The sequence below is a fragment of the Frankia sp. AvcI1 genome, from assembly GCF_001420875.1.
Taxonomy (GTDB): domain Bacteria; phylum Actinomycetota; class Actinomycetes; order Frankiales; family Frankiaceae; genus Frankia; species Frankia alni.
On the sequence record NZ_LJFZ01000023.1, the window covers coordinates 69,292 to 90,807 of the forward strand.

A 21,516-nucleotide genomic window follows, 5' to 3' on the forward strand; every position below is an offset into this window, starting at 1 on the left:
NATCTCGCGCGGGCCTTCTTCCGTCTCGACCGAGACGTGCAGGTTACGAATCTCCAAGGTCGACACCGCTGCCGTCACCCTCGTTCCGGGTTCGAATGTGCGACGTCGACGAGCACGTCGTCGCCGTCGATGGTCACTGGGTNGGTGGGCACCGGGTCGATCGCCGGCAGGGTCAGCGCCTTGCCGCTGGCCAGGTCGAACTGGGACCCGTGCAGCCAGCACTCGATCTTGCCGTCCTCGACCTCGCCCTGGGAGAGCTGCACGTCGGCGTGCGAGCACTCGTCACGCACCGCGTAGACGCGCTCCCCGGCGCGCACGACGCACACCGGCACACCCTCGATCTCGGTGCCGAGCGCCGTGTCGTCGGTCAGGTCGGCGAGCGCGCACACCCGGTGCCAGCGGGGCACGGCCGCGGAGTCGGCGGTGGCGGTCATGCGCCCGCCCGTCCGGCCCCGGCCGCGGCTCCGGCGGAAGCACCGGTTCCGGCCGCCGTCGCGGGCTCGTCCTCGGCCGGCGTCTCGCCCAGCCGGGCCGAGACCGACGCCATGATCCGGTCGCGCAGGTCGCCGACCTCGATGCGGTCGATGACCTCGGCGAAGAAGCCGTGCACGACGAGCCGGCGGGCCTCGGCCGGCGGGATGCCGCGGGACTGCAGGTAGAACAGGGCCTCGTCGTCGAAGCGGCCGGTGGCGCTGGCGTGGCCGGCCCCGACGACCTCGCCGGTGAGGATCTCCAGGTTGGGCACCGAGTCGGCGCGGGCGCCGTCGGTGAGCACCAGGTTGCGGTTGAGCTCGTAGGTGTCGGTGTCGACCGCGTCGGCGCCGATGACGACGTCGCCGATCCACACCGAGTGGGCTCCGTCGCCGCGCAGCGCACCCTTGTAGGTCACCCGGCTGCGGCACGACCGCGGAGTGTGCGTGACGAGCAGCCGGTGCTCCTGGTGCTGGCCNGCGTCGGTGAAGAACACGCCGTTGAGCTCGGCGTCGCCGCCCGGGCCGCGGTAGTCGACGGTCGGGCTGAGCCGGACCAGGTCGCCGCCGAGGGTCACGGTGAACGAACGCAGCTTCGCGTCGCGGCCCACCGAGTAGGCGTGCGCGCCGACGTGCACCGCGCCCGCGTCCCAGTCCTGCAGGGACACGAAGGTCAGCGAGGCGCCGTGGCCGACGTACACCTCGACGTTGCCGGCGTAGGTGGCGCTGCCGGTGTGGTCGAGCACGACGGTGGCCGACGCGAACGGGCCGACCTCGACGAGCAGGTGGCCGTAGGCGATCCCGGCGGCGGTGCCGGCCGCGGGCCGGGGGCTCTCGCCGTGCAGGTGCACGACCACGGGCTCGGCCGGGGCGGCCTCGGCCGGGATGGTGACGGCCGTGGCACCGCCCGCATGGGCCAGCGCGAACGCGGCGACCCGGTCGGCGGGCGTGTACGACCGGCCGATCCGCGGGTCGGCGGCGTCGAGCTGCTCCACGGCGATCCCGGCCGGCGCGGTGACGGTCACGGAGACCTTCCCGTCGGCGTCCGGGCCGGTGAGCAGGCCGCGCAGGCGGCGCAGCGGGGTGAACCGCCACGCCTCCTCGCGGCCGGTGGGCACGTCATGGTCGAGCGGGTTGCGCGATCGCACCGGGCGGGGCACGGCTCCGGAGGCCATCGGGGGTCGCCCGGTGGCGTCGATGACGACCATCAGCCGACCGCGCCTTCCATCTGCAGCTCGATGAGCCGGTTCAGTTCGAGGGCGTACTCCATCGGCAGCTCGCGGGCGATGGGCTCGACGAAGCCGCGCACGACCATCGCCATCGCCTCCTCCTCCGACAGGCCGCGGCTCATCAGATAGAAGAGCTGGTCCGCGCCGACCTTGGAGACGCTGGCCTCGTGGCCGATGGAGGCGTCGTCCTCGCGCACGTCGACGTAGGGGTAGGTGTCCGAGCGGCTGACGGTGTCGACGAGCAGCGCGTCGCACTTGACCGTCGACCGCGACGCCGCGGAGCCCTCGTTGATCTGCACGAGGCCGCGGTAGGAGGTGCGGCCGCCGCCGCGGGCCACCGACTTGGAGATGATCGTCGACGACGTGCGGGGCGCGGCGTGCACCATCTTGGCGCCGGCGTCCTGGTGCTGGCCGGGGCCGGCGAAGGCGATCGAGAGGACCTCGCCCTTGGCGTGCTCGCCGAGCAGCCACACGGCCGGGTACTTCATCGTCACCTTGGAGCCGATGTTGCCGTCGACCCACTCCATGGTGGCGCCCTCGTGGCAGGCGGCCCGCTTGGTGACCAGGTTGTAGACGTTGTTCGACCAGTTCTGGATGGTCGTGTACCGGCAGCGCGCGTTCTTCTTCACGATGATCTCGACGACCGCCGAGTGCAGCGAGTCCGAGGAGTAGACCGGCGCCGTGCAGCCCTCGACGTAGTGCACGTAGGCACCCTCGTCGACGATGATCAGCGTCCGCTCGAACTGGCCCATGTTCTCGGTGTTGATCCGGAAGTAGGCCTGCAGCGGGATCTCGACCTGCACGCCCGGGGGCACGTAGATGAACGACCCACCCGACCACACGGACGTGTTCAGCGCGGCGAACTTGTTGTCGCCGACCGGGATGACCGAGCCGAAGTACTCCTGGAACAGCTCCGGGTGCTCGCGCAGGCCGGAGTCGGTGTCCAGGAAGATGACGCCCTGCTCCTCGAGGTCCTCACGGATCTTGTGGTAGACGACCTCGGACTCGTACTGCGCGGCGACGCCCGAGACGAGGCGCTGCTTCTCCGCCTCCGGGATGCCGAGCTTGTCGTAGGTCGCCTTGATGTCCTCGGGCAGGTCCGCCCACTCGGCGGCCTGCTTCTCCGTCGAGCGGACAAAGTACTTGATGTTGTCGAAGTCGATGCCGGAGAGGTCCGCGCCCCAGGTCGGCATCGGCTTGCGCTCGAACAGGCGCAGGCCCTTCAGGCGCAGGTCGGTCATCCAGGACGGCTCGGACTTCTTCGCCGAGATGTTGCGGACGACCGCCTCGGACAGGCCGCGCTGGACGTCGTCGGCGTAGGCGTCGGTGTCGGCCCACCCGAACTTGTAGGAACCAAGGCCTTCGAGGGCGGTCTCGGCAGAGGTTGTCATAGGGCGGAACCCTCCGAAGACGGGGACGGTGGACAGGTCGGGGTCGCGGGTGCGGGTGCGGGGTCTCGGTCGGACGCGGGCGGCTGCGACCCGCCGGCGGTGAACCCGCCGGGACGGAACCCGCCGTCGCGAGACCCCTGGGCACGGGCCCCCTCGGCACGGGACTCCTCGGCACGGGACCCTTCTGCACGGAATACGTCCTGGTCGGACGGACCATGCGGATCCGGTCCCGGCGCCGCGCCCACGGGGATGTGCGTCGTGCAGACGCCGTCGCCGTGGGCGATCGTCGCCAGGCGCTGCACGTGGGTGTCGAGGACCCGGGCGAGCGCCGCGGTCTCGGCGTCGCACAGCGCCGGGAAGCGCTCCGCGACGAACTGGACCGGGCAGTGGTGCTGGCAGATCTGCAGGCCGGTCGGCAGCTCCGAGACGCTGGCCGTGTAGCCGGCCGCCGTCATCGCCTCGGCCAGCGCCGCCGGCCGATCCGCCGGCGGCGCCGCGACGACCGCGGAGCGCACCCGACGCTCCAGGTCGGAAGCCCGGCCCTCGGCGAACTGGCTCACGGCCGAGGGGCCGACGACCTCCGCGAGGAACCGCAGCGCACCGGCCGCGAGATCGGAGTACGCCGTCGGACCGGCGCGGTGGCCCGCCTCGGTGAGGGCGTAGCGCCTGGCCGGCCGGCCGCGGCCCCGCGGCTCGCGGGATCGGCTCTCGGTCGGGGTGATGATGCCGTCCCCGACCATGGCGTCCAGGTGCCGGCGGATGCCCGCCGGGGACACGCCGAGCTGCCGGGACAGCTCGGCCGCGGTGGCCGACCCGCCCTCCAGCAGCAGACGCACGACCCGGTCGCGGGTGCGGCCGTCGGCCGTCCCGCCCGAGGCATCGTGGTCGTTTTTCACAACGCTAGTGTGCCTTATTTACGGGACGAGGTCGAACCGAGGGCCCCCGATCAGGTCCACCCCGAGGCGATCTCCATCACAGCCGGGGTCACAGGCGCGGCGCCGGGGCCGGTCGCACTCCGGCTCCGCACAACATCTACCCACGACTGGTGGCCGGTCGGCCACCGCTGGCGGCGTGATGCCAGACTTGCGGCACCACCGGGCGGGTCGTCCCTGCGGACCCCCACCCCCGGCGGACCTCGGACGGGGAGGCGGCGGACGGATGCGGGCTCGACCACGGCGCGGCGCCATCGGGCGGACCCTGCTCGGACGGACCCTGCTCGGGCTCGGCCTGCTGCTCGCGCTCGGCGCGGTCGCGGCCTGCGGCGGCGGAGGCGAGAAGACCAACGGCCTGGAGAAGCTGCCGGCCGCCGAGGTCGGCTCCCGGACGCTCACGGCGCTGCGCTCCGTCCCCGGCGTGCACGTGGTGGGCACCGAGGAGGACCCCAGCTCCGACTCCCCCGCCCGCTACGACCTGGTGATGTCCGCCACGACAACCCGGGGCACCATCGAGGAGTACGGCCAGCGGACCCAGCTCGTCAAGATCAAGGACGATNCCTACGTCCGCCGCGGCCGCTCCTTCTACACGGCGACGGGCGACAGCGCCGCCGCGGACCTGCTCGCCGACCGGTGGGTCCGGCTCGCGCCCGCCGACGCCGCCAAGTACAGCTACTTCACGCTCGGCAAACTCAGCGACTCCCTCGGCAGTTACCTCGTGGGGCTCACCGGCGAGGTGCGGCGGGAGAAGGTCGGCGGCGCCCGGGCGGTGCGGGCCGCGGCGCCCGACGGCACGACCTTCCTCGTCGCGAACACCGGCCCCGCCTACCCCCTGCGGATCACCGTCGCGGGCAGCTCCACCAACCAGCTGACCTTCGACGACTTCGGGCCGGCCGCCGCCGTCACCCCGCCCGGCTCCGCCGTCGACCTGTCCAGCCTGGGCTGACCGCCGCCCGGGCATGGCGCCATGCCCGTTCCCCCGAATTGCGGCAAGATCGGCGGGACGGCGGCGCGGGGCGGGAGGCGACGATGGGAACACCGGCGCGGGGCAGCGTGGTGGCCGCGGTCGACCAGGGCACCACCGGGACGACCGTCTGCCTGCTCGACCGGGACGCAACGGTCGTCGGGCGCGGCTACACGGAGATCCATCCCCAATTCCCCCGGCCCGGCTGGGTCGAGCAGGATCCCGAGGAGCTGTGGCGCAGTGTCGTCGACACCGTCGCCGCGGCGCTGGCCGATGCCGGTCGCCGTCCCGCGGACCTGGCCGCGCTGGNCATCACCAACCAGCGGGAGACCACCGTGGTGTGGGAGCGGTCCTCCTCCGCCCCGGTCGGTCCGGCGATCGTCTGGCAGGACCGGCGCACGGCCGCGCGCTGCGAGCGCCTGGCCGCCGACGGGCACGCGGGCACGGTCGGCGCCCGCACCGGCCTGGTCCTCGACCCGTACTTCTCCGCCACGAAGATCGGTTGGATTCTGGACCGCGACCCGGCGCTGCGCCGGCGGGCGGGCCGCGGCGAACTCGCCTTCGGCACCGTCGACTCCTGGCTGGTGTGGAAGCTCACCGCCGGCGCCGTCCACGTCACCGACGTCACGAACGCGTCCCGGACGCTGCTGCTCGACCTCGCCGCCGCGGCCTGGGCTCCCGACATGCTGGACCTGTTCGACGTGCCCGCCGAGCTGCTGCCCGACGTGGTGCCGAGCTCCCGGGTCTACGCCGAGACCGACCCGGACGCCTTCCTCGGCGTGCGGATCCCGGTGGCCGCCGCCGTCGGTGACCAGCAGGCCGCCCTGTTCGCCCAGGGCTGCGTCGAGGCGGGGCAGGCCAAGAACACCTACGGCACCGGCTCGTTCGTCCTGGTCAACACCGGGACGGCGGTGCCGCCGCCGCAGTCGTCGCTGCTGCGAACCATCGCCTACCAGCTCGACGGCGAGCCCGTGCGCTACGCCCTGGAGGGCGCGATCCTGTCCACCGGCGCGGCCGTCGGCTGGCTGCGCGACTCCCTCGGGATCATCCGCGATGCCGCCGAGACTGCGCAGCTCGCCGCGTCGCTGTCCGGCAACGACGGCGTCTACTTCGTCCCGGCGCTGACCGGCCTCGGTGCGCCGCACTGGGATCCGCGCGCCCGCGGCACCCTGCTCGGGATCACCCGCGGCACCGGCCGGGCGCACCTGGCCCGCGCGGTGCTGGAGGGGATCGCCTACCGGACCCGTGACGTCGTCGAGGCGATGGCCGCCGCCGGCTTCGCCGTGCGGGAGCTGCGCGCGGACGGCGGGGCCGCGCGCAACCCGTGGCTGATGCAGTTCCAGGCCGACATGCTCGGCGTCGACGTCGACGTGCCCGACAACATCGAGTCCACGGCGCTCGGCTCCGCGTACCTGGCGGGCCTGGCGACCGGCTTCTTCACCGACCCCGCCGCGCTGGCCGCGCACCGGCGCAGCGAGCGGCGCTACCACCCGGCGATGCCGGCCGACCGGCGCGACCGCGCCTACCGCCGGTGGCGCTCCGCCGTCGACCGCGCCCGGGACTGGGCCGACGACCTCGACGACCTCGACGACCGCGACGACCCCGCCGCCCCCGCCGCACCTCGCTGACCTGCTTCGGCAGTCACCGAGACGGGCGCGGACCGGCCGCCGCGCGGCCACTTTCGCCGCCGGGTGCGATCATGACAAGGGGCGCAAGTCGGTCACCGAGCGCTACTTTCCGGGCGACGCAGCCCCGAGATCTGCTGCACCCCGCATTCGCGGGACCACGCCGGGGCCACATTCCCTCGCGTCTTCTTGGTCGAACCGGCTGCCAGGCGCACCGATGCCTGACAGGCTGTCACTGGGGGCGGTTGGCGTCTCCTGTCGACCTGACCCGGACGGAGACCGTGACCGAGGCGGACTACGCCCTGGAGCTCGGGCGCCGGCTTCGCGCGGCGCGCAACCGGCGTGGCATGTCGCTGCTGGATGTCCAGGAGCGCACCCACGGCCGGTGGACCGCGGGCACGCTGGGGGCCTACGAACGAGGCTCCCGCACCCTGCGGGTGCACCGGCTGGTCGAGCTCGCCGAGTTGTACGACGTTCCCGCGACCCTGCTGGTCCCGCCGGCAGCCGACCGCCGTGACGTCGACCACCTTCCCCCGCTCGTCATCGATCTGCGCCGGCTGCGCAAGCTGCCGCCGACCCGGACCGGTCCGCTGCGGCGCTGGATCGCGATCGTGCAGGTCCTGCGCTCGGACAGCTCCCGCGACATCCTGCGGCTGCGCCGCTCCGACCTGCAGTCGCTGTCACGCCTGTACAGCACGACGCCGTCGATGCTCTACGAGCGGCTCGGCGCCTGGGGCGCGTTGGTGGAGCCGGGCGAGCCGGTGGCGGTCGGCGCGCGGCGCCGCGTCCTGCCCATCCGGCCGCCGCAACAACGACGTTGAGGGTGCCCGGCGGGCGGGTCGGCTCCGAGGTGGCGGGTACCGGCCCCCCTGGCCCCCGGTCGGATCCGTAGGATCGCCAGGTGGCCGAGATCCTGGCAGTCAGCGTCACTGGCCTCGTGAAGACCTACTCCGCGCGGTCCGTTCCCTCCCGGTCCGCCACCGCGCGCGGTGAGGGCTCCCGGGGCAACGGTCGACGTGGCCGCCGCGCCTCCGCCGCGCCGGCGCTGCGGCCCGCGCCGTTCACCGAGGTCTCGACGATGCCCGCCACGCTCGCGGCGCCGGCGGGGCGGGCCGCCTCCTCCGACGGCCGGATCCGCGCGGTCGACGAGCTGTCGCTGAGCGTCCCGGTCGGCTCGGTGACGGCGCTGCTGGGTCCCAACGGCGCCGGCAAGACGACGACCGTGGAGATCTGCGAGGGCTTCCGCCGGGCCGACGCGGGCGAGGTCCGCATCCTGGGCCGCGACCCGATCGCCGACGCGGTCGCCCTGCGTCCCCGCGTCGGCGTGATGCTCCAGGCCGGCGGGATGTACCCGGGCGCCCGGGCCGGGGAGATGCTGCGGCTGGTCGCCGCGCACCACCGCCACCCGCTCGATCCCGCGGCCCTGCTGGACCGGCTCGGCCTGACCGACTCCGCCGCCACCCCGTTCCGCCGGCTGTCCGGCGGCCAGCAGCAGCGGCTGTCGCTGGCGATGGCCGTGGTCGGCCGCCCCGAGCTGGTCTTCCTCGACGAGCCGACGGCCGGGCTGGACGTCGCGGGCCGGCGCACCACCTGGGAGCTCGTCGAGGAGCTGCGCACGGCCGGCGTCACCGTCGTGCTCACCACCCACGCGATGGACGAGGCCGAGCGCCTCGCCGACCAGGTGATCATCATCAACCGCGGCCGGGTCGTGGCCGTCGGCTCGCCCGCCGAACTCACCCGTGGCGGCGCCGAGGGCCAGCTGCGCTTTCGCGCCCCGACCGGCCTGGAGCTCGGCAAGCTGCTGCTGGCGCTGCCGGACGGCACCACCGCCCACGAGGGGCCGGTCGGGCACTACCTGGTCCAGGGCACGGTCGACCCGCAGCTGCTCGCCGCGGTGACCGCCTGGTGCGCCGGCAACGGCGTGCTCGCGGAGGATCTCCGGGTGGAGCAACGAACGCTGGAGGACGTCTTCGTGGAGCTGACCGGTTCGGAGCTGGGCTCGTGACCGCCGCCGACGCCTTCGGCGCGCCCGGCGGCCCGGGTCCCCTTCCGCCGACTGCCGGCCGTGACGGCTCCGGCACGGGGTCCCGTCTGCTCGACCTGCGCCCGGCGCCGGCGGCGGCCACCCGCGCCCGGATGTTCGCCGCGCAGACCCGGCTCGAATTGATCCTCACCCTGCGTCGCGGCGAGTCCGTGCTGTTGACCATGATCATCCCGGTCGGCCTGCTCGCCTTCTTCACCGCCGTGGACGTGCTGCCGAGCGGTACCGAGAAGTCGGTGGACTTCCTCGTCCCCGGGGTGCTGGCGCTTGCGGTGATGTCGACCGCGTTCACCGGCCAGGCGATCGCCACCGGCTTCGAACGCTCCTACGGGGTGCTCAAACGCCTCGGCGCGACGCCCCTGCCGCGCTCGATCCTGCTCGCCGGCAAGACCGCGGCAGTGCTCGCCGTCGAGGTCATCCAGCTCGTCCTGCTGCTCGCCGTCGGCTTCGCGCTCGGCTGGGATCCCAGCGGCGGGGCCGGCGCCGTGCCGTCCGTGCTGGCGCTGCTCGTGCTCGGCACGGCCGCATTCTCCGGGCTCGGCCTGCTCATGGCCGGCACCCTGCGCGCCGAGGCGACGCTCGCCGCCGCCAACGGCGTCTACCTGCTGTTGCTGCTGATCGGCGGGGTGGTCTTCCCGCTGTCGGAACTGCCCGGCTGGCTGCGGGCGATCGCCGAGGTGCTGCCCACCGCCGCGCTGTCCGACGGGCTGCGCGACGTCCTCGCCGACGGCTCCGGCCCGGGGGTCCGCAACCTGGTCGTGCTCGCGGTGTGGGCCGTGGTGACCCTGGGCCTGGCCGCCCGCACGTTCCGCTGGGAGTAACCGGCCGCCGCGCATGACCCGACCGGGCGGCGCCGCGTCCGGCCGGGCAGGCGTGGGCGCACCGGGCGTTACTATGGCACCCGTGCCAGCTTCTACAACGCGTCGGAGATTGCCGCTCGTCAGCCGGCGCGCGTTCCAGGTCGTCACCGCGCTCAACGTCTTCGCNCTGTCCCTGATCGTGGTCAGCGGCGGAGTCGTCCGGCTCAGCGGCTCCGGCCTGGGCTGCCCGACGTGGCCGCAGTGTGGCGACGGCTCGTTCACGCCGCACTCCGAGTACGCCCTGCACGGCGCGATCGAGTTCGGCAACCGGGTCGTCGGGCTGGTCGTCGGGCTCGTGGTGCTCATCACCCCGATCATGGCGCTGCGCCTGCGCGAGGGCCGCCGCCGGGACCTGACCCTGCTGTCGTTCGGCCTGTGGCTGGGCTACCTCGGCCAGGCGGTGCTGGGCGGCATCACGGTCCTGACGAAGCTCAACCCGGTGACCGTCGCCGCCCACTTCCTGCTGTCCATGGTGCTGCTGTGGAACGCGGTCGTCCTCGACCGGCGGGCCCGCCAGGGCGCGGGTGCGGTGACCCCGGCGGTCGCCCCCGCGCTGCTGTGGCTGGCCCGGCTGCTCGTCGTCGTCTCGGCCGGCGTGCTCGTCCTCGGCACGGTGGTGACCGGGACCGGCCCGCACAGCGGTGACAGCGAGCACCCCGCCCGGTTCGGCTTCGACATCGTCAACGTCTCCCAGCTGCACGCCGACGGCGCGATGCTGCTGACCGGCCTGGTCGCGGCGATGGCGTTCGCGGTGCGGGTCACCGCCGCCCCCGCGGCCGCCCGGCGCGACTCGCTCGCCCTGGTCGCCGTGGTCGTCGCGCAGGCCGGCATCGGCTTCGCCCAGTACTTCCTCGGCGTCCCGTCCGGNCTCGTCGCCCTGCACATGACCGGCGCCACCGTCATGTGGGTCGTCGCGCTGCGCCTGTGGCTCGCCATGGTCACCCGCCCGGCCCTGGCCAGCCCCCGGGCGTCTACCGTCAGTCCGCCGGTCGACGCCCCCGCGACCACCGTCCTCGCCACCCATGCTCCCGCGACCGACGTCACGCCGACCGAAGCCTCCGCGACCACCGTCCTCGCCACCCACGCTCCCGCGACCGACGTCTCGGCGACCGACGGAGATCTTCCCCTGACCGTTGGTGCGCCACGCTCCTGACGGTGGTCCGAGCTCCCGTCGCAGCGGACCATTGCTGATCTGCCTCTGGGGAGACCGCGATCTGCCCAGGGTTACCAGCTGGCCTCGCGCCACCGCCGCCCACTCGGCGCCCGTCGACCCGGCCCACGTCACACCCGTTCTGTGGTCGCTCGCGCACACAGACATGCCGAGGGTCCGGCACGCTTTTCGGCCAGAAAACCGTGCCCAGGCCTCGGCACGATCTGACCGCGATCTGACCGCGATCTGACCGCGATGTGGCCGGAAGGCGGGCGGGCGAGCGACGGCTCGTCCACTGTCTGCGGCAGGAATACGGGTCGGACGGGCGTGGGTTGGCTCGGACATGACCACTACGCCCTTCGACCCGNGGGCGCTGCTCGCGGCGAGTCGACTCGGTGTCCTAGCCACGATCAAGGCGGACGGTCGGCCCCAGCTCTCGCCCGTCCAGCCCTTCTTCGACCGGGAGACCGGGGTCCTGCACGTGTCGATGACCGAAGGCCGGGCCAAGACGGCGAACCTGCGGCGGGACCCGCGCGCCACCCTGGAGGTCACCAGCCCGGACGGCCGGGCCTGGGCCACCGCCGAGGGCACGGCGACGCTCGTCGGGCCGGGGACCGACCCTCACGGGCCCGAGGTCGAGGCGCTGGTGCACTACTACCGCAGCGCCGCCGGGGAGCACCCGGACTGGGACGAGTACCGGTCGGTGATGGTGGCCGACCGCCGGGTGCTCATGCGCATGACGGTCGACCACGTGTANGGCGAGAAGCTGGGCTGAGTGCCCCGGACCGACCCGGACTGTGCCGCGGGGCTGCTCAGACGACGGCGGTCACCGCGATCGCGACGAACAGCAGCGTCAGGTAGGTGATCGACATGTGGAACAGGCGCATCGGGCGGGGGTCGTCGCCGCGGCGGGTCCGGCGGTCGATGCGGTGCGCCTCAGCGAGGAACCAGGCGCCGACGACCACCGCGGACACCAGGTACACCGGGCCGGTGTGGGCCACCGGGACCAGCGCGAGCGAGGCGGCCACCATCGCGTAGGAGTAGCCGACGATGCGCCGGGTCACCACCTCGACGGGGGCGACGACGGGCAGCATCGGGATGCCGGCGGCGGCGTAGTCGTCGCGGAACTTCATCGCCAGCGCCCAGAAGTGCGGCGGGGTCCAGAAGAACACCACGGCGAACAGCAGCACCGCGGACCAGCCCACGGTGCCGGTGACCGCGGACCACCCGATGAGGACGGGGAAGCAGCCGGCGGCGCCGCCGATGACGATGTTCGACGGGGTGCGGCGCTTGAGCCCGAGGGTGTAGACGAAGACGTAGAAGGCGATCGCGCCGTCCGCCAGCAGCGCCGACGGCCAGTTCACCAGCAGGCCGAACATCAGCGTCGAGACGATGCCGATGACGATGCCGAAGGTCAGGGCCTCGGTCGGGGTGACGGTGGCACGGACCAGCGGGCGGCGCTTGGTGCGGCCCATGACCTGGTCGATGTCCCGGTCGACGTAGCAGTTGATCGTGTTGGCGCTGCCGGCCGCCAGGGTGCCGGCGACGAGGGTGACGGCGATCAGCCAGAGCGAGGGCATCCCGCGGTCCGCGAGCATCATCACCGGCACGGTGGTGATGAGCAGCAGCTCGACCACGCGCAGCTTCATGAGGGCGACGTAGGCGCGGATCTTCGCGTTCACCGCGGCGAGCCCACCCGCGGCGGGGGGCACCGCGGCTGCGGGCTCCCCGTGGGCGGCCACCGTGCCGTTCGACACCGCCAGGGCGGAACCGTAGCCGTGGGTCGCCGTGGGGGACGCGGTTCCGTTCGAGCCGGAGGTGCCGTTCGAGCCGGACGTGCCGTTCGAGCCGGACCCGACGCGGGGCCTGGCGGCCGAACCGTGGGGGATCACCGTCACGTTCGACAGGACGGCACCGGCCGGGGAGACCGCTGCACGCGAGACCGCCGTGCCGCTGGACGCGCTGACCCCGTTCGATGCGCTGACCCCGTTCGAGACCGCGACACCGTTCGAGACCGCGACACCGTTCGACGCGCTGATCCCGTTCGAGACCGCCACTCCGTTCGAAACCTCAAGGCCGGTGGGGAGGCCGACCCGGGTGGGCTTCGCGACGCCGTTCGAGTGACCGGCCCCAGCGGTGATCGTGCCACCGGTGGGCGTCGCGGTCGCGGGGGACGGCGTGGCTGCTCCGGTCGGCGCGGACCCGATCGTTGCGGACCCGATCGTTGCGGACCCGATCGGCGCGGACCCGATCGGCGCGGGCTCGGTCGCCGGGTGAGAAGCGTCCGCACGGTCGGGGGCGCTGCGGGCCGGGCCGTCGGGGGCACCCTGGGCCGGGACATGGTCCAGGGTCGGTGGCAGCGTGGTTGCGGCGATCACCGACGGAGAGGTGCCCGACCGCACCGGTCCGCGTGTGGTGACGTGCCGGCGACGAAGGGCGGCCTCGGTAGACAGAGCGACCTCGCGATCGGCGGGATCGGCGGACGACCCGCACTGTACGGAGCCCCGGGGACGGAGCGGACGGTGTTCTACGACGTGTCGGAGTCTAGCCGCCGGATTGGGGCACACGCGCGGCGGCCGCGCCCGGACCGGGCAACGGGCCGTGCGGTCTGGATCACGTCGCCGGCCGCGCCCGGCCGTCCGGACCGCCGGACACCGGCCGCCACCGCCGCGGCGAGACCCGGCGTGGTGTGTCTCACGGGCCCCGTCGCGCCAGTTCGCGCCGGGTGTTCTTCCAACCGCTACCCGCGCGTCACGGAGTCGAACAGATGGGGATCACACTGGAACGAGACTGGGATGGAGCCGGCGCGACGGGGTAGTGCCCACAGGGGAGCAGGCTGGCGTCGGGCCGGAACTGCCGGCGTCGGCGGCGCCGCCCGACTGCGCCGGTGGGCGGCGCACCGGATCCGCCTCCCGGCGGCGGNCATCACCGGCACCGAGAACGACTTGCAGTCTGAGAACGGCTTGACCCTACGTACGGCTGGACCTTCGAACGGCTCGACCTTGCGAACGGCTCGACCAGTTGTGGACGTTCACCGCCCGCGGAGAGGAACCAAAGCCCGATGAGCAACCCCCTGTCCGAGCTCTCGGCCGCCGGAGTGGCGGTCTGGTTGGACGACATCAGCCGGGACCGGCTGCGCACCGGCAACCTCGCCGATCTCGTCGCCAACCGCAGCGTCGTCGGTGTCACCAGCAATCCGACGATCTTCCAGAAGGCGATTGCGTCCAGCGACCTGTACAACGAGCAGCTGCGCGACCTGAAGGTCCGCGGTGTCGACGTCGGCGAGGCGGTGCGCGCNATCACCGCGGCGGACGTCCGCGAAGCCTGTGACGTGCTGCGCGGCGTCTACGACGCCTCCGGCGGGGTGGACGGGCGGGTGTCCCTCGAGGTCGACCCCCGCCTGGCCCATGAGGCCGAGCGCACCGTCGCCGAGGCCCGGGCGCTGTGGTGGCTGGTGGACCGCCCCAACCTGTTCATCAAGATTCCGGCCACCCAGGACGGGCTGCCGGCGATCACCGAGACCCTGGCCCAGGGCATCAGCGTGAACGTCACCCTGATCTTCGGCCTGGACCGCTACGACGCCGTGATCGACGCGTTCATGTCCGGCNTCGAGCAGGCGATCGAGGCCGGCCGGGACGTCAGCGACCTGGCCTCGGTCGCGTCGTTCTTCGTCAGCCGGGTCGACTCCGAGGTCGACGCGCGACTGGACAAGATCGGCACGCCGGAGGCGAAGGCGCTGCACGCGAAGACGGCGATCGCGAATGCCCGACTGGCCTACGAACGGTACGAGAAGGCGTTCGCCACCCCTCGGTGGAAGGCGCTGGCCGCGAAGGGCGCGAAGCCGCAGCGTCCGCTGTGGGCNTCGACCTCGACGAAGGACCCGTCCCTGCCGGACACGATCTACGTCTCCGAGCTGATCGCGCCCGGCACCGTCAACACCATGCCCGAGGCGACCCTGCAGGCGTTCGCCGACCATGGCCAGGNCAAGGGCGAGACCATCCGCCCGCACTACGACGACGCCCGCCAGGTGTTCGCCGCGCTGGCCGCCGTCGGCGTGGACATCGACGACGTGATCGAGACCCTGGAGACCCAGGGAGTACAGAAGTTCGAGGACTCGTGGAACCAGCTGCTCGGCACCATCGCGCAGCAGCTCGGCAGGTCCGGTACGGACGGCTAGCAGGCACGTCCCGCGTCGTGAGCATGACCCTGATCGGCCGGATGACCGGGCCGGTCCGCGGCCGTGGTGATCGTCTCAGCGTCCGTCATGGACAGGCGATGGTCGCAGGTGAAACAACCTCGGTAGACCGAAGCNAGAACGAAGGGGGAACGGGTGGCGCCCACGGTGAGATCCAACCCGCTGCGGGATCCACGTGACCGCAGACTGCCCCGGCTGCCGGACGCGAGCGCCCTCGTGGTGTTCGGGGCGACCGGCGACCTGGCCCGCAAGAAGCTGATTCCCGCCGTCTACGACCTGTTCAGCCGCGGGCTGCTGCCGCCCGGCTTCGTGCTGCTCGGTTTCGCGCGCAGGGACTGGTCGGACGGCGATTTCGTCGATTTCGCCCGTGAGTCCGCCGAGAAGGGCGCGCGTACCCCGTTCCGGGACGAGGTCTGGGACCGGCTGGCCGGCTCCATCCGCTTCCTGCAGGGTTCCTTCGACGACGACGCCGCCTTCGACCGGCTCGCCTCGACGCTGGAGGACCTGGAGCGCTCGCACGGCATCGGGGGCAATGCCGCGTTCTACCTGTCCATCCCGCCCTCGGCGTTCCCGGTCGTGCTCAAGCAGATGCAGCGCACGAACCTGTCCTCGGCGCAGGACTCGGGTGGCTGGCGCCGGGTCGTCATNGAGAAGCCGTTCGGGCACGATCTGGCCTCGGCCCGCGAGCTCAACGCCCTGGTCGACGACGTGTTCACCCCGTCGGGGGTGTACCGGATCGACCACTACCTGGGCAAGGAGACGGTGCAGAACCTGTTCGCGCTGCGGTTCGCGAACAACCTGTACGAGCCGGTCTGGAACTCGCAGTTCGTCGACTCGGTGCAGATCACCATGGCCGAGGACGTCGGCATCGGCACCCGTGCCGGCTTCTACGACGAGACCGGCGCCGCCCGCGACGTGCTCCAGAACCACCTGCTCCAGCTGCTCGCCCTCACCGCGATGGAGGAGCCGGTCAGCTTCNGCCCGGAGACGATCCGCACCGAGAAGCTCAAGGTGCTGCGCGCCGTCTCNCTGCCCGGCGACCTCGCCCGCTACGCCGTGCGCGGCCAGTACGAGCAGGGCTGGCTCGCCGGGGAACGGGTGCCCGGCTATCTCGACGAGAAGGACATCCCACCGGATTCCCGGACGGAGACGTTCGCCGCGGTGCGCCTGGGCATCGAGACCCGCCGCTGGGCCGGGGTGCCGTTCTACCTGCGGACCGGCAAGCGGCTGCCGCGGCGCGTCACCGAGATCGCGATCGTGTTCAAGAAGGCGCCGCACCTGCCGTTCGACCAGACCGACACCGCCGAGCTCGGCAACAACCAGCTCGTCATCCGGGTGCAGCCCGACGAGGGCGTCACCCTGAAGTTCGGGTCCAAGGTGCCCGGCTCGGCGATGGAGGTCCGCGACGTCGCGATGGACTTCCTGTTCGGCGAGGCGTTCACCGAGGCGCTGCCCGAGGCCTACGAGCGGCTCATCCTCGACGTGCTGCTCGGCGACGCGACGCTGTTTCCGAACAACGCCGAGGTCGAGGAGTCCTGGCGGATCGTCGACCCGCTGGAGGAGTACTGGGCGAGCACGACCCCGCACCGCTACCGCGCGGGCAGCTGGGGGCCGGCGGCGGCCGACGAGATGCTCGCCGCGGACGACCGCCGGTGGCGGCGGCCATGAGCGCGCCCACCCACCGGCTGCGCCCAGCCGGCCACCACGGCGTGCACCCTGCCGGCGACCGAGGCTCCCTGCCGCCCGCCGGCCCACTCCCGCGGACGGACAGGAGCCCCTCGTGACCACACTGTGGGACACCACCGGTTCTGAGGTGGTCAAGGCCCTTTCCGCCGAGCGGCGGGCGGCCGGGGCGCTGGCCTTCGGGCTGGCGCTCACCCTCGTCGTCGTCGTCGACGAGAAGCACGTCAGCGAGGCCGAGGGCGCGGCGACGCTCGCGGCCTCCGCCCACCCGTGCCGGCTGCTCATCGTGGTGCGCCGCCAGATCGAGTCGCCGCATCCGCGGCTGGACGCCGAGGTCTCGATCGGCGGCCGGCTCGGGCCGGGTGAGGCCGTCGTCATGCGGATGTCGGGACGCCTGGCGCTGCACGCCGAGTCGGTCGTGCTGCCGCTGCTCGCCCCGGACGCCCCGGTGGTCACCTGGTGGCACGACGAGCCGCCGACCCGGATCGCCTACGATCCGCTCGGCGTCTTCGCCGACCGCCGCGTCACCGACGTCACCGCCGCCCCCGACCCGCTGGCCGCGCTGTCGCAGCGGGCGAAGGACTTCGCCCCCGGCGACACGGACCTGTCGTGGACCCGCCTGACGCCGTGGCGGACCCTGCTCGCCGCGGCGTTCGACACCGTCAGCGACCGGCCCGACTCGGCGGTGATCACCTCCGGTCGGGCCAATCCCAGCGCCCAGCTCTTCGCCGGCTGGCTGCAGAACAAGCTCGACATCCCCGTGTCCGTCGAGGAGGTCGGGACCCGTCCCGACATCACGAAGGTCACCGTGTCCTTCGGCGGCTCCGAGCTCGCGATCTTCCGGACCGACTCCCGGACGGCGACGATCTCCCGGTCCGGTTACCCGGACCGGGTCCTCCCGCTGCCGGGCCGCGGCGTCGGCGAACTGCTCGCCGAGGAGCTGCGCCGGCTCGACGACGACGAGGTCTTCGGCGAGGCGCTGGGCACCTGGAGCGGCCTGGCGCACCTCGCCGACCGCTCGCCGCACCGCGAGCACATCTGGCACGACCCGATGGACAGGTCCGAGACGGCCACCAGCACCGCTGCGCCGACCGGCGGCGCCGCCCAGGCCGCGGCGGCCACCGCCGCCGGAAGCACGGCCGCCGGAAGCACGGCCGCCGGAAGCACCCCCGCCGGAAGCACCGCTCCCGGCGGCCCGTCGAGCTCGGCCGTCCGGGCGAAGCGCCCGAAGCCCGGCCCGGCCACCAGCTCGACTTCCGGATCCGAAACCGCCGGGTCCACGGCGGCGGCGGAGCGGCCGAAGGCGGGCGGCGCATGACAGCCGAGCCGCAGCTCGTCCCGCACCGCGACGCCGGCCTCCTCGCCCGCGCCACCGCCGCCCGGTTGATCACCCGGCTGATCGACGGACAGGCGGCCCGCGGCGAGGCGTCGGTGGTGCTCACCGGCGGCGGCATCGGCATCGCGCTGCTGCGCGCGGTCCGGACGAGCCCCGCGGTCGACGCGGTCGACTGGTCCAGGGTCGACGTCTGGTGGGGCGACGAGCGGTTCGTCCCCGCGGACTCGCCCGACCGCAACGACCGGCAGGCCCGCGAGGCGCTGCTCGACCACATCCCGGTCGACCCGAAGCGGGTGTTCCCGATGGGCCATCGTGCGGCCCAGACGGCCGGTGGGGATGTCGAGGGCGCCACTGCGGCGTCCGGCTACGCCGACCCGGAGTCGGCGGCGGCGGAGTACGCGGCCCTGCTCGCCGGTCGCGCCGCGCCCGGCGCCGCGGTCCCCGCGTTCGACGTCGTGCTGCTCGGTCTCGGCCCGGAGGGGCACGTCGCGTCGCTGTTCCCGAACTCGCCGGGGGTCGTGGCCACGGAGCCGGTGGTGGCCGTGCACGACTGCCCGAAGCCGCCGCCGGAACGCATCTCGCTGACGTTGCCAACGATCCAGTCCGCCCGCGAGGTGTGGGTGATCGTCGCGGGCGAGGAGAAGGCCGCGGCGGTGGCCGCGTCGTTCTCCGGAGCCGGGCCGATCGACGTCCCGGCGACCGGAGCCGTCGGCCGCGAGCGCACCCTCTGGCTGGTCGACCAGGCGGCCGCCTCCCGCCTGCCAGCGCCCCAGCGCTGACACCCGCCGCCTGACTCCGCCACCCCAGTGACACTCGCCACCCCAACCCGCCACCCAGCCACGCACGGCGCACCGAGCGACGGCTGGGTCGGCGGGTCGGTGGGTCGGTGGGTGGTGAGGTCGGTCGTCGGTCGGGGGGGCCGGATTCGCCGGGCCCGCCGACTTCGGGCCCGGCGTCTTCGGGCCCGCTGCCCCGGGCCGCCGCCTGCACTCAGGCGAGGATCCGCGTCTTGCCGCGTTCGAACTCGGCGTCGCTGATGATTCCCTGATCACGCAGGTCCGCGAGCTTGACCAGCTCGTCGGCGCTGCTCGTCGGGGCCGCGGCCCGCTCGAGGTACGCCCGCCACATCCGCTCGTCCCGATCCGCCGCGGCGCGGCTGCGCTCGTGCATGCTGCCGCCGCGGGCGATGAGGTAGGCGATCACACCGAGCCAGGGCAGCACGACGATCGCGGCGGTCCAGGCGGCCTTCGCCCAGCCGGACAGGTCCGGGCTGCGGAAGACGTCGGTGATCACGGCGAACAGCAGGAACAGCCACAGCACGAAGGCGAAGAACCAGACCATGTAGAGAAACACGCTCAGCAACGGGAAGTCGGGATCCACCGCGGCACCTCCAGTCAGTACCGCGCCCCGGAGACGGGGCACGGTCGCCGGTCCGCGCGGGGCCTGCGGGCCGAGACCCGGGTCATACCCGCCCGCAGCCGCCCGGCCGTCGCTCCCGGTCACCTGTCGCGGGTGGAAATCCGCGTCCTCGCGTCATCCGGACACGCGACGCAGGACCGCATGCCCGCCGGAGGTCAGCGGGGACGCCGGATAGTGGTAGTCGAGAGTGGCGTCGGTGCCCAGCGCGAGCACCTCGGCCTCGAGCGCGAAACACTCCCCGACGCCCGCGGTGAGTCGTTCGGTGAAGTGAGCTCCGGCACTGTCGACGGCCAGTAGTCGCAGGTCGGCGGTGCAGCCGTCGCGGGTGTTCCAGGCCCGGCCGAGGGTCTCGCCCACTCGGCCGCCGGCGAGGGTGATCTCGACCGGATACGAGACCGTGCCCTGGCTGACGGTGCCCCGCCATCGTCCGATCATGCCCGCGGGCAGATCACTGCCGCCGGCACCGCCACCACCGGCGGGCAGGAGCAGGCGTCCGACCGCCGCCGCCACGACCAGCACCAGCAGCAGGGCGGCGAGCACCAGGCCGGTCAGCCGCCGGCTCCGGCGCACTCCGCTCGGCGCCGACCGCAGGACCCCGCCCCCCGCCAGGTCCCACCCCGCCGGCACGCCGCCCGCGGGACGCCGTCCCGACCCACCACCGGCGACCACCCGACGCCGTCCCGACCCGCCGTCGAGAGGGAGTCGCGGTGACGCCACCAGGGACACCGGCGTCGCAGCTCCACCCCCGGCGGTGGGCGGGCCGTCCTGCGTCGCACCGCTGCGGGCCACTGGAACGGATCCCGCCGCACCGCCCGCACCTCGACGGCGCGGGCCGGCCTCCGGGTGCGCCCGCGCGGAGGCGGACAGCGCCCGGGTGAGCAGGGCGTGCGCGCCGTCCGGGCGCAGCCGGCTCGCCGGGCTCTTGGCCAGCAGCCCCGAGATCGCGGGGGCCAGCGGCCCGGCGCGGGTGAAATCGGGCGGGTTGGCGTGCAGCACCGCGCCGACGGTCAGNGGCACGCTCTCCCGCTGGAACGGGGAGACGCCCTCGACCGCGAGGTACAGGGTGGCGCCGAGCGCGAACAGGTCGCCGGCCAGGGTCGCGGCGCCGCCGAGCAGCCGCTCGGGCGCCAGGTAGGCGGGGGTGCCGCCGCTGCCGAGTCCGCCGATGAGCGTCGGGTCGGAGACGTGCGTGGCGATGCCGAAGTCGGTGAGCAGCACCCGGCCGTCCTGCGTCAACAGGATGTTGGACGGCTTGACGTCACGGTGCAGCACGCCGAGCCGCTTGCCGGCGACGAGGGCGTCGAGGACGCCGAGTCCNACCTGGGCGGCCCGCTCCACCGGCAGCGGTCCCCGCCCTGCGACGGTGGCGGCGAGGGTGGCGGCGGGCACGTAGTCCATCACGATCCACGGCAGGCCGTCCTGCTCGACGGCGTCGTGGACGGTCACGACGTGCGGGTTGCCCCGCAGCCGGGCGGCGTTGCGCGCCTCCCGCATCGCCGTCTCGACCTGNCCGGCCCGCTCGGCGTCGTCGAGGTCGNCCGGAAACCGGATCTCCTTGACCGCGACGTCGACCTGCAGCACCTCGTCGTACGCCCGCCAGACGGTGCCCATCCCACCGGCGCCCAGCCATTCGGCCAGTCGGTAACGCCCCGCGACGAGCCGCCCGGCGCCGACATCATTCGTGGTCACGGCGCACCATCCTCGGCGGCGGGCCTGACGGAGCCGGCCGGGAGCGTCCCGCGCACCCGCAACGGGCACCGATCGGAAGCGGCCCGCCTGCCCGGCCCCGGACGGCCGCGGGCGCGGCACGGACCGGAGGCCGGGCGGGCGTCAGGCCTCGAATCAGCCTAGGGGGCACCCCGCAGCTTCGCGAGTGCTTCCGCGAGGATCGCCTCGCCGTCCTTCTCGTTACGCCGTTCCCGGACGTAGGCGAGATGGGTCTTGTACGGCTCGGTCCGCGGCGGGGCCGGGGTGTTGTCCCGGTCCCGCCCCGCCGGAAAGCCACAGCTCGGACAGTCCCACGTGTCGGGAATGGCCGCGTCCGCGGCGAACGACGGTCTCGTCTCGTGCGCGTTGGCGCACCAGAAGGAGATGCGCTGGCGGGGCGCGGTCTCACCGCGCTCCGCCTCTCCCATCGGTCCTGCCCCGACCCGGCTCCCCCGGATGGCGTTGCCACCTGCCACGGCCCGCGTGCTCCTTCGTCTCGTCCCATGGGTGGTAG

Annotated in this window: 15 protein-coding genes and 21 pseudogenes; 22 read left to right on the top strand and 14 right to left on the bottom strand. The window is 73.5% G+C overall.

Annotated features, from left to right (window positions below):
• Position 1: 1 nt before the first annotated feature.
• The 7 genes and pseudogenes from UK94_RS74635 to UK94_RS21705 all read right to left on the bottom strand — a co-directional run.
• Positions 2–66, bottom strand: a pseudogene (locus tag UK94_RS74635) (hypothetical protein); the annotation flags it as partial.
• 8 nt (positions 67–74) lie between these two features.
• A pseudogene (locus tag UK94_RS61185) lies at positions 75–142 on the bottom strand (non-heme iron oxygenase ferredoxin subunit); the annotation flags it as partial.
• A gap of 1 nt (position 143) precedes the next feature.
• Positions 144–434 (bottom strand): annotated as a pseudogene (locus tag UK94_RS21690) (non-heme iron oxygenase ferredoxin subunit); the annotation flags it as partial.
• On the bottom strand, positions 431–949 hold a 519-nt coding region (locus UK94_RS61190), incomplete at its 5' end, for a SufD family Fe-S cluster assembly protein (protein ID WP_235489153.1). The gene UK94_RS61190 and the pseudogene UK94_RS21690, both read right to left, overlap by 4 nt.
• A gap of 1 nt (position 950) precedes the next feature.
• Positions 951–1,678: pseudogene (locus tag UK94_RS61195) on the bottom strand (SufD family Fe-S cluster assembly protein); the annotation flags it as partial.
• Positions 1,678–3,090: a Fe-S cluster assembly protein SufB gene (gene sufB / locus UK94_RS21700; RefSeq protein ID WP_011605680.1), complete on the bottom strand. Its 1,413-nt coding sequence runs from the start codon at positions 3,088–3,090 to the stop codon at positions 1,678–1,680. The pseudogene UK94_RS61195 and the gene sufB, both read right to left, overlap by 1 nt.
• Positions 3,087–3,986, bottom strand: a complete 900-nt coding sequence (locus UK94_RS21705; RefSeq protein ID WP_011605681.1) for an ArsR family transcriptional regulator — start codon at positions 3,984–3,986, stop codon at positions 3,087–3,089. The genes sufB and UK94_RS21705 overlap by 4 nt, the downstream gene beginning before the upstream one ends.
• Positions 3,987–4,248: 262 nt before the next feature.
• Between UK94_RS21705 and UK94_RS61200 the strand changes: the two are divergent.
• From UK94_RS61200 to UK94_RS21740, 9 genes and pseudogenes are all read left to right on the top strand, one after another.
• Positions 4,249–4,581 (top strand): annotated as a pseudogene (locus tag UK94_RS61200) (hypothetical protein); the annotation flags it as partial.
• A gap of 470 nt (positions 4,582–5,051) precedes the next feature.
• A partial coding sequence (locus UK94_RS61205; protein ID WP_268761548.1) for an FGGY family carbohydrate kinase occupies positions 5,052–5,295 on the top strand: 244 nt, incomplete at its 3' end.
• Between the two features lies 1 nt (position 5,296).
• A pseudogene (gene glpK, locus UK94_RS21715) lies at positions 5,297–6,614 on the top strand (glycerol kinase GlpK); the annotation flags it as partial.
• A 278-nt stretch (positions 6,615–6,892) separates the two neighbouring features.
• The gene (locus UK94_RS21720) at positions 6,893–7,432 is read left to right on the top strand and encodes a transcriptional regulator (protein ID WP_041940778.1); all 540 of its coding nucleotides are present in this window, start codon (positions 6,893–6,895) and stop codon (positions 7,430–7,432) included.
• Positions 7,433–7,512: 80 nt separating this feature from the next.
• Positions 7,513–8,616, top strand: coding sequence for an ABC transporter ATP-binding protein (locus UK94_RS21725; protein ID WP_011605685.1), 1,104 nt, complete (start codon positions 7,513–7,515; stop codon positions 8,614–8,616).
• Positions 8,617–8,747: 131 nt separating this feature from the next.
• Complete coding sequence (locus tag UK94_RS21730) at positions 8,748–9,473, top strand: ABC transporter permease (RefSeq protein WP_231861721.1); 726 nt, start codon at positions 8,748–8,750, stop codon at positions 9,471–9,473.
• Positions 9,474–9,639: 166 nt separating this feature from the next.
• Positions 9,640–10,379, top strand: a pseudogene (locus tag UK94_RS21735) (COX15/CtaA family protein); the annotation flags it as partial.
• 1 nt (position 10,380) lies between these two features.
• A pseudogene (locus UK94_RS61210) lies at positions 10,381–10,665 on the top strand (heme A synthase); the annotation flags it as partial.
• A 365-nt stretch (positions 10,666–11,030) separates the two neighbouring features.
• Positions 11,031–11,418, top strand: a pseudogene (locus UK94_RS21740) (PPOX class F420-dependent oxidoreductase); the annotation flags it as partial.
• Positions 11,419–11,474: 56 nt separating this feature from the next.
• Here the strand turns inward: UK94_RS21740 and UK94_RS21745 are convergent.
• Complete coding sequence (locus UK94_RS21745; RefSeq protein WP_041940779.1) at positions 11,475–12,344, bottom strand: heme o synthase; 870 nt, start codon at positions 12,342–12,344, stop codon at positions 11,475–11,477.
• Positions 12,345–12,450: 106 nt separating this feature from the next.
• Between UK94_RS21745 and UK94_RS21750 the strand changes: the two genes are divergently transcribed.
• The 13 genes and pseudogenes from UK94_RS21750 to pgl all read left to right on the top strand — a co-directional run bounded on the left by UK94_RS21750 (position 12,451) and on the right by pgl (position 18,655).
• Positions 12,451–12,786: a hypothetical protein gene (locus UK94_RS21750; RefSeq protein ID WP_011605690.1), complete on the top strand. Its 336-nt coding sequence runs from the start codon at positions 12,451–12,453 to the stop codon at positions 12,784–12,786.
• A gap of 27 nt (positions 12,787–12,813) precedes the next feature.
• Complete coding sequence (locus UK94_RS74640) at positions 12,814–12,939, top strand: hypothetical protein (RefSeq protein WP_256789196.1); 126 nt, start codon at positions 12,814–12,816, stop codon at positions 12,937–12,939.
• Positions 12,940–13,723: 784 nt separating this feature from the next.
• Positions 13,724–13,959, top strand: a 236-nt coding sequence (locus UK94_RS61215; RefSeq protein WP_313949568.1) for a transaldolase family protein, incomplete at its 3' end; no start/stop codon positions are given.
• Position 13,960: 1 nt separating this feature from the next.
• A pseudogene (locus UK94_RS61220) lies at positions 13,961–14,269 on the top strand (transaldolase family protein); the annotation flags it as partial.
• Between the two features lies 1 nt (position 14,270).
• A pseudogene (locus UK94_RS61225) lies at positions 14,271–14,523 on the top strand (transaldolase family protein); the annotation flags it as partial.
• Between the two features lies 1 nt (position 14,524).
• Positions 14,525–14,645: pseudogene (locus UK94_RS61230) on the top strand (transaldolase family protein); the annotation flags it as partial.
• 1 nt (position 14,646) lies between these two features.
• Positions 14,647–14,839, top strand: a pseudogene (locus UK94_RS61235) (transaldolase); the annotation flags it as partial.
• Positions 14,840–14,992: 153 nt separating this feature from the next.
• Positions 14,993–15,504: pseudogene (locus tag UK94_RS61240) on the top strand (glucose-6-phosphate dehydrogenase); the annotation flags it as partial.
• 1 nt (position 15,505) lies between these two features.
• A pseudogene (locus tag UK94_RS61245) lies at positions 15,506–15,835 on the top strand (glucose-6-phosphate dehydrogenase); the annotation flags it as partial.
• Position 15,836: 1 nt separating this feature from the next.
• Positions 15,837–15,885: pseudogene (locus tag UK94_RS61250) on the top strand (hypothetical protein); the annotation flags it as partial.
• A gap of 1 nt (position 15,886) precedes the next feature.
• Positions 15,887–16,525: pseudogene (locus UK94_RS61255) on the top strand (glucose-6-phosphate dehydrogenase); the annotation flags it as partial.
• Positions 16,526–16,637: 112 nt separating this feature from the next.
• The gene (locus UK94_RS21765; RefSeq protein ID WP_055751315.1) at positions 16,638–17,858 is read left to right on the top strand and encodes a glucose-6-phosphate dehydrogenase assembly protein OpcA; all 1,221 of its coding nucleotides are present in this window, start codon (positions 16,638–16,640) and stop codon (positions 17,856–17,858) included.
• Positions 17,855–18,655, top strand: coding sequence for a 6-phosphogluconolactonase (pgl, locus tag UK94_RS21770; RefSeq protein WP_011605694.1), 801 nt, complete (start codon positions 17,855–17,857; stop codon positions 18,653–18,655). The genes UK94_RS21765 and pgl overlap by 4 nt, the downstream gene beginning before the upstream one ends.
• 211 nt (positions 18,656–18,866) lie before the next feature.
• Here the strand turns inward: pgl and UK94_RS21775 are convergent, their stop codons facing one another.
• The 6 genes and pseudogenes from UK94_RS21775 to UK94_RS21785 all read right to left on the bottom strand — a co-directional run bounded on the left by UK94_RS21775 (position 18,867) and on the right by UK94_RS21785 (position 21,478).
• Positions 18,867–19,256 (bottom strand): SHOCT domain-containing protein, encoded by a 390-nt coding sequence (locus UK94_RS21775; protein ID WP_041939537.1) that lies wholly within the window; start codon positions 19,254–19,256, stop codon positions 18,867–18,869.
• 153 nt (positions 19,257–19,409) lie between these two features.
• Positions 19,410–20,306, bottom strand: a pseudogene (locus UK94_RS61260) (serine/threonine protein kinase); the annotation flags it as partial.
• Position 20,307: 1 nt separating this feature from the next.
• Positions 20,308–20,612 (bottom strand): annotated as a pseudogene (locus UK94_RS61265) (protein kinase); the annotation flags it as partial.
• A 1-nt stretch (position 20,613) separates the two neighbouring features.
• A pseudogene (locus tag UK94_RS61270) lies at positions 20,614–20,804 on the bottom strand (serine/threonine protein kinase); the annotation flags it as partial.
• Between the two features lie 29 nt (positions 20,805–20,833).
• Positions 20,834–21,104: pseudogene (locus tag UK94_RS76355) on the bottom strand (hypothetical protein); the annotation flags it as partial.
• Positions 21,105–21,142: 38 nt separating this feature from the next.
• Positions 21,143–21,478 carry an RNA polymerase-binding protein RbpA gene (locus tag UK94_RS21785; RefSeq protein WP_009399449.1) on the bottom strand — a complete coding sequence of 112 codons (336 nt, stop codon included), beginning with the start codon at positions 21,476–21,478 and terminating at the stop codon, positions 21,143–21,145.
• Positions 21,479–21,516: the final 38 nt, after the last annotated feature.

What these genes read in the sequence shown, in the direction of transcription:
- sufB (WP_011605680.1), bottom strand. Translation starts at nt 3,090, where the DNA reads ATGACAACCTCTGCCGAGACCGCCCTCGAAGGCCTTGGTTCCTACAAG.
- pgl (WP_011605694.1), top strand. Translation starts at nt 17,855, where the DNA reads ATGACAGCCGAGCCGCAGCTCGTCCCGCACCGCGACGCCGGCCTCCTC.
- UK94_RS21730 (WP_231861721.1), top strand. Translation starts at nt 8,748, where the DNA reads ATGTTCGCCGCGCAGACCCGGCTCGAATTGATCCTCACCCTGCGTCGC.